At 67.9% G+C, this 5,601-nt stretch carries 8 protein-coding genes; 1 reads left to right on the top strand and 7 read right to left on the bottom strand.

The genetic code is table 11. The features are described from left to right. Nucleotides 1-210 (top strand): hypothetical protein (locus ACFE7U_RS14250; RefSeq protein ID WP_375410378.1); only part of this gene is annotated, 210 nt, incomplete at its 5' end. A 14-nt stretch (nt 211-224) separates the two neighbouring features. On the opposite strand, the gene ACFE7U_RS14245 is transcribed toward ACFE7U_RS14250, so the two are convergent. From ACFE7U_RS14245 to ACFE7U_RS14215, 7 genes are all read right to left on the bottom strand, one after another. Beyond that, nucleotides 225-434: a hypothetical protein gene (locus ACFE7U_RS14245; RefSeq protein ID WP_375410377.1), complete on the bottom strand. Its 210-nt coding sequence runs from the start codon at nt 432-434 to the stop codon at nt 225-227. A gap of 87 nt (nt 435-521) precedes the next feature. After that, a complete protein-coding gene (locus tag ACFE7U_RS14240; RefSeq protein ID WP_375410376.1) occupies nt 522-887 on the bottom strand; it encodes a hypothetical protein in 366 nt (121 codons plus the stop codon). A 111-nt stretch (nt 888-998) separates the two neighbouring features. Beyond that, complete coding sequence (locus ACFE7U_RS14235) at nt 999-1,415, bottom strand: acyl-CoA thioesterase (protein ID WP_375410375.1); 417 nt, start codon at nt 1,413-1,415, stop codon at nt 999-1,001. Nucleotides 1,416-1,710: 295 nt separating this feature from the next. Further along, nucleotides 1,711-1,992 (bottom strand): hypothetical protein, encoded by a 282-nt coding sequence (locus ACFE7U_RS14230; RefSeq protein WP_375410374.1) that lies wholly within the window; start codon nt 1,990-1,992, stop codon nt 1,711-1,713. A 189-nt stretch (nt 1,993-2,181) separates the two neighbouring features. Next, the gene (locus tag ACFE7U_RS14225) at nt 2,182-2,367 is read right to left on the bottom strand and encodes a YegP family protein (RefSeq protein WP_375410373.1); all 186 of its coding nucleotides are present in this window, start codon (nt 2,365-2,367) and stop codon (nt 2,182-2,184) included. Nucleotides 2,368-2,560: 193 nt separating this feature from the next. After that, complete coding sequence (locus ACFE7U_RS14220) at nt 2,561-4,072, bottom strand: DEAD/DEAH box helicase (RefSeq protein WP_375410372.1); 1,512 nt, start codon at nt 4,070-4,072, stop codon at nt 2,561-2,563. A gap of 788 nt (nt 4,073-4,860) precedes the next feature. Then, nucleotides 4,861-5,601, bottom strand: a 741-nt coding sequence (locus ACFE7U_RS14215; protein ID WP_375410371.1) for a sensor histidine kinase, incomplete at its 5' end; no start/stop codon positions are given.

The raw sequence follows: 5,601 nt of genomic DNA, 5'->3' as shown, positions 1-5,601 counted from the left end.
GCCGGAGGAGCGAAAGCGGTGAGGGGGCTCGGCGGATCGTTGTCCAGGTGGGGAGCCGTCGTCTACGGGACCGGGTTCCTCGTCTTCCTGTTCGGCGGTTGGTATTCGGCCGGGGTGTTCGACGTATCCCTGCTCGTCCTCGCCCTCTGGTGGCCGTTGATCCTCACCGTCTTCGGTCTCGGCACGCTGTTTCGGTACCTCGGTGGGTGAGGCGTCCCCTGTCTCTATCGGACAGGGGGCTTGAGGTGGAGGAAGCTGCGTTCGCCCGTCGCCGCCTCGGTCACGTGCTGGATCGTGTCGAGAAGCTCGGCGATGCTTTTGGACGACGGCGGCCTCACCAGGACCAGGGCATCGACGCGGCGGCTCGCCGTCAGGCCCATGAGCATCTGAGCCTCGCTCAGTCGGTCGAAATCGCGGTGTCCACGTCGGTTCATGGCGGCTCCTGTGACAGGAGCGTTGCCGTGACATGGTTGACGAAGGGTTAATGGGTTCGCTGTCGGGGATGGGCCGATTGCGGTCCCTCAGGTCCGGCGGCGCGATGAGGACGGGCCGGTGGAGCGCCCGGCAACCGTGGCGAAGATGGCCGGATGCGGCTCGACCGCCGGCTTGGCGGGAATCTTCCCCGGAGGATGCCGGCTTCGGACGGCTGGTTGCAACTTGGCCGCCCGGCCGGGCCGGGCCGCCCGAGCGGCGGCAGGGCGCCGCGTCGTCTTCTCTGCGGCCTCGGCAGGCCCGGAGAAGAGCGACAGGAGCGCCGCCGCGGTAAGGCAGAACAGGCCGATGACGAGGCAGGCCGTCCCCGGCATCGCCTCCGTCATCATGACGAGGAGGCCGGCCAGGGAGAAGGCGCGAACCAGATTGCGTGCCGCGAAGGGATCGTACCGCATTGCGGCAGAGTGAACGCATACCCCTGAGGGAGCATGAACCGGACCCTTCGCAATCGATCGTTCGTGGAGGTTTTCAAGGGGTTGTCGGTCGTCGGGATCGAGTCCGGTCGATCACGCCGGGAGACCGGGCTCGGCAGGAGGAATCGGCCGTGGCCGGCCCTCGTCGTCCACGGCAACGAAGGTGAAGGTCGCGTCCGTCACCTTCTCGCGGGTCTGGGTGCGGAAACGGCGAGCCCAGGCCTCGACCTCGATCTTCATGGAGGTCCGACCGACGCTCGCGATGCGGGTGTAGACGCAGAGCACGTCCCCGACCCGCACGGGCCGGATGAACGTCATGGCGTCGACCGCCACGGTGACCACGCGGCCCTGCGCCCGGTCGACGCCGGCGATGCCACCGGCCTGGTCCATCTGCGACATCACCCAGCCGCCGAAGATGTCGCCGTTGGCATTGGTATCGGCCGGCATCGCGCTTGTGCGCACCGTGAGATCGCCGCGCGGTTCGCTCACCGCGTCCTTGTCGCGTCCCATTGCTTGGCGTCCCTCATGGTGACGGTAAGCGACCATCGGACCCAGGCTTTGAGGTACCAGGCCGAGAGTCGTCGCCGATCAGCCGATCATGAGGTGAAGCGGCATCGAATGCCAGCGCGTCGGTCCGAAACGTGGGTCGCGGTGATCGGCTTCCGCCGCTCTCCAATCCGTTCGATCGGTGAGGGGATGCGGCGCACGTCTCCGCCCGTGCATGCGTCGACCTGGAAGGCGAAGGTCCAAAACAAAAGCCCGGCAGCGTCGTCGCTGCCGGGCCCCATCTGTCGAACGCTCAGGATCAATAGAAGCGACGTGGGCCGCCGTAGAACCGCCGCGGGCCATAGAAGCGACGCGGGCCGTAGTAACGACGTGGGCCGTAGAAGCGCGGGCCGCCGTAGAACCGCCGTGGGCCGTAGAAGCGGCGGCGATAGCCGTAATACTGGGCCTGCTGGACGGTGGCGGGCGCGGCCTCGGCCTGAAGGGCGGGGGCAGGACCGATCGGGGCGGCAGATGCGCCCTGGGGGGCCGTCGCGGCAAATCCCAGAGCCAGCAAAGCTGCCAGCAACATCTTCCTCAGCACGTTCAGAACTCCTTGGATGGGGGCTTTCAGCGAGTGAGGGCTTTCGGCCCGGTGAACGACCGGACGGCCCAACCTCCCGACCTGGATCGATCGGTAGGGCCGTCCGCCCGATGCGTTGAAACGCACGATGTCCGCAAACCGTTTCGTACCCAATGGCGCAAACCCGTCAGGCCGGCCTGCGCGCGAGGCTCAGGCAATCTTCAAGGTCATGTCTACGACGGTCGCATCCGCGCTGGCCCGGACGAGGGCGATGCCGTGCTCGCAATCCTCGCGCCTGGCATAGCCCTCGGCGGAATCGGCGATCACGTTGCCGTTCTGGACGCGCAGGCGCCAGCGCCATTCGCCGCCGGCATCCCGATAAAGTTCGAATCGCATCCCGACCTCCGTGACAGGGCCGGCTCGTCTGCGACGAATCGGCCCGCCAGGGGAAGATGGCGCATCCGGGCACGGCGGCAATGGCTCGCCGTCCGGATCGGCGGGAGGCGGGACCAAGAAAAATGCCGCCCCGAACGGATCGGGGCGGCGTGGTCGAAGCGTGGAGCCGGCCTCTCTCGAAGGGCGGCAGGTGTCAGGAGCGCGGCGAACGGTCGAGCCAACCGATGGTCCGGCCCTCGCCGCTACCGGTCTGGGGCCGGTTGGCCGCCTGTGCACGCTGCGGCCGGGCATCGCTGCGGGGCTCGCCACGGTTCTCGGCGCGCGGGGCCTGCGCCCTGCCTTCGTTCTGGCGCTCGCCGCGATGCTCCTGCGGACGGTTGCCCTCGGAGCGGCCGGACCGTGCCGGCGCGCCGCCGCGGTTCTCGCCGCGGCCGCCATTGCCGGGGCGACCGTTGCCGGGGCGTCCGCCACCGGGACGCTGGCCCTGGCGCTGACCGGGTCGCTGGCCCTGGGGCAGCGGACGCCGCTCCTCGGCCTGGGCGGCCTCGGCGGCCTCCTGGCGGCTCGGGGCGGCGAAGCCCTCGGGGAAGGGGGCGACGGGGATCTTCTGGCGGGTCAAACGCTCGATGTCGCGCAGATACGCCTTCTCCTCGTCGTTGCAGAACGAGATCGCGAGCCCGTTCGCGCCGGCCCGCGCGGTGCGGCCGATGCGGTGGACGTAGCTCTCCGGCACGTTGGGCAGGTCGTAGTTGATGACGTGGCTCACCGCCTCGACGTCGATACCGCGCGCGGCGATGTCGGTGGCGACCAGCACCCGGCAGGCGCCGTCCTTGAAGGCCGCGAGCGCCCGTTCGCGCTGGGGCTGGGATTTGTTGCCGTGGATGGCGCTGGCCGCGATCGAGACCTTCTCGAGGCCACGCACGACGCGGTCGGCTCCGTGCTTGGTGCGCGTGAACACGAGCACCCGCTCGATCTTCGGGTCGCGCAGGATGTGGTTGAGCAGCGCCTGCTTCGCTCCGGTATGAGCGAAGATGACCTCCTGGCTGACCCGCTCGGCGGTGGTGGCGACGGGCGTCACCGCGACCTGCACCGGGTCGCGAAGATACTGCTCGGCCAACCCGGCGATGTTCTTGGGCATGGTCGCCGAGAAGAACAGGCTCTGGCGCTCCTTCGGCAGCATCTTCACGATGCGCTTCAGGGCGTGGATGAAGCCGAGATCGAGCATCTGATCGGCCTCGTCGAGGACGAGGATCTCGACCGCCTCAAGGGTAAGCGAGCGGCGCTCGATGAGGTCCATGAGCCGGCCCGGCGTGGCGACGAGGATGTCGACGCCGTTGGCGAGCGCCTTCTCCTGGCGGGAGATGGTGACGCCGCCGAACACCACGGTGTTGGTGAACGAGAGATGCCGGCCGTAATCCGAGAAGCTCTCGGCGATCTGGTTGGCGAGCTCGCGGGTGGGCGAGAGCACAAGGACGCGGCAGCCGCGGCGGATCGCCTTGCGCTGGGTCTGTGCCAGGCGGTGCAGGATCGGCAGCGCGAAGGCCGCGGTCTTGCCAGTGCCGGTCTGGGCAATGCCGCAGAGGTCGCGGCCCGCCATGGCGGGGACGATGGCCTGGGCCTGGATCGGCGTCGGCGTGGTGTAGCCGGCTTCCTCCAGCGCACGCAGCACGGGCTGGGCGAGGCCGAAATCAGTGAATTGGGTCAAGAGTCGTCTTTCAAGGCAGCGGGACCGAAGCCGCACGCGTATCGAAGCGATGCGCGTTCTGATGGAGGCTGGTCCGTTGGGCTGGGGGCCGCCCGCGTGATGGGGCAGTCCGGATGCATGCACGTTGAAGAGAGGGGCTCAGGTCGGCGACACCGCGCTGATGCGCGATCGACGATCCGTCACGCAGCCCTCTCAAGCGGAACCATGACGGCCGCTGACGCTGCAAGGTGGTATTTGCCTCTTCGCACTTGCGAAGTCAATGACAGATCTGAGCGGAGCAGGATCGGGTCTCTCCCGAAATAATTCACGTTCCGGGATCTTCAGGCACGCAAGAGGAACGATAGTGATGGGGGCGAAGTATTGTTCGACTTTCGCCGTGGCGATTCCGATCGTTCCGCTTCCGGACACGCGCCGAGCCCGGAAACGGGACGGCCACGAGAGACGGAGCCCTGTGCGCGTACATCCGGCGTCACATCGCTCCGGCTCCGTGGCCGTGTCCGATGGAGCGACGAATCGCGATCGGCATGACGCAAGATTACGTCGAGATAGTTAAGATCGTGTGAACGACCCTACGGCGCGGATCAGTAGGTGCGACCCTGCCCGCGGCCGAAGCGGCGGCTGATGAACTGGATCACTCGCGGTAGCAGGAAGGCGATGATCAGCTTGCGAAACATATCGGTTCTCCGGAAGGCAGCATGGTGCCGGTCTGGAGACGTAAGAGCATTGTGCCGGCAACCGTTCCACTTCGCCGCACGCGCGGCATCGTTTTCCCTGGCCGGGGCTCGATGTCAGGCGGCCAGACGGGAGGATGGAACGGCAGGCACCGGGAAGACGAGGCTGACTGTGGTTCCCTCTTCCGGCTGGCTCGCGATCGTGGCGGTTCCGTCGGCCGCCTGAACGAAGCGCAGGACCTGGTTGAGGCCGAGCCCCGTTCCCTTGCCGACGGGCTTCGTCGTGAAGAACGGGTCGAAGGCCTGAGCCATGACCTCGCCGCTCATGCCCGGTCTGGTATCGGTGACGTCGATGGCGATCCGGCGCGGTTGGCCGACGGATTCGGGATCGACGACCCGCGTGGCGATGGTGAGGGCACCGCCCGCCTGCATCGCATCCCGGGCGTTCACCGCGAGGTTGAGCAGGGCGTTCTCAAGCTGGTTGGCGTCGACGGCGATGCGCGGCAGCTCCGCGGACAGGCGCAGGTCGAGCAGGATCTGTCCGCCCAGCGTGCTGCGCAGGAGCTTGGCGGACTGCGCGATGAGAGCGTTCACGTCCGTGCTCGCCGCGGATGCGGGCTGGCTGCGGGCGAAGTCGAGGAGCATCTGCGTCGTCGCGGCGGCGCGCTCGGCCCCCGAGATGGCGTCGCGAACCCGTCCCAGCAGCTTCTGATCGTGCTGGAGGTGGCGCTCGATCCATTCGAGGTTGGCCATCACCACGTTCAGAAGGTTGTTGAAGTCGTGGGCGATCCCGCCGGTGAGCTGGCCCATCGCCTCCATCTTCTGGGATTGGCGAAGCTGCGCCTCGGCGTCGTCGCG

The organism is uncultured Methylobacterium sp. (assembly GCF_964251405.1).
In the GTDB taxonomy this organism is placed as follows: domain Bacteria; phylum Pseudomonadota; class Alphaproteobacteria; order Rhizobiales; family Beijerinckiaceae; genus Methylobacterium.
Note: the sequence above shows the minus strand (reverse complement) of the source record. Positions and strands in the feature narration are given on the sequence as shown.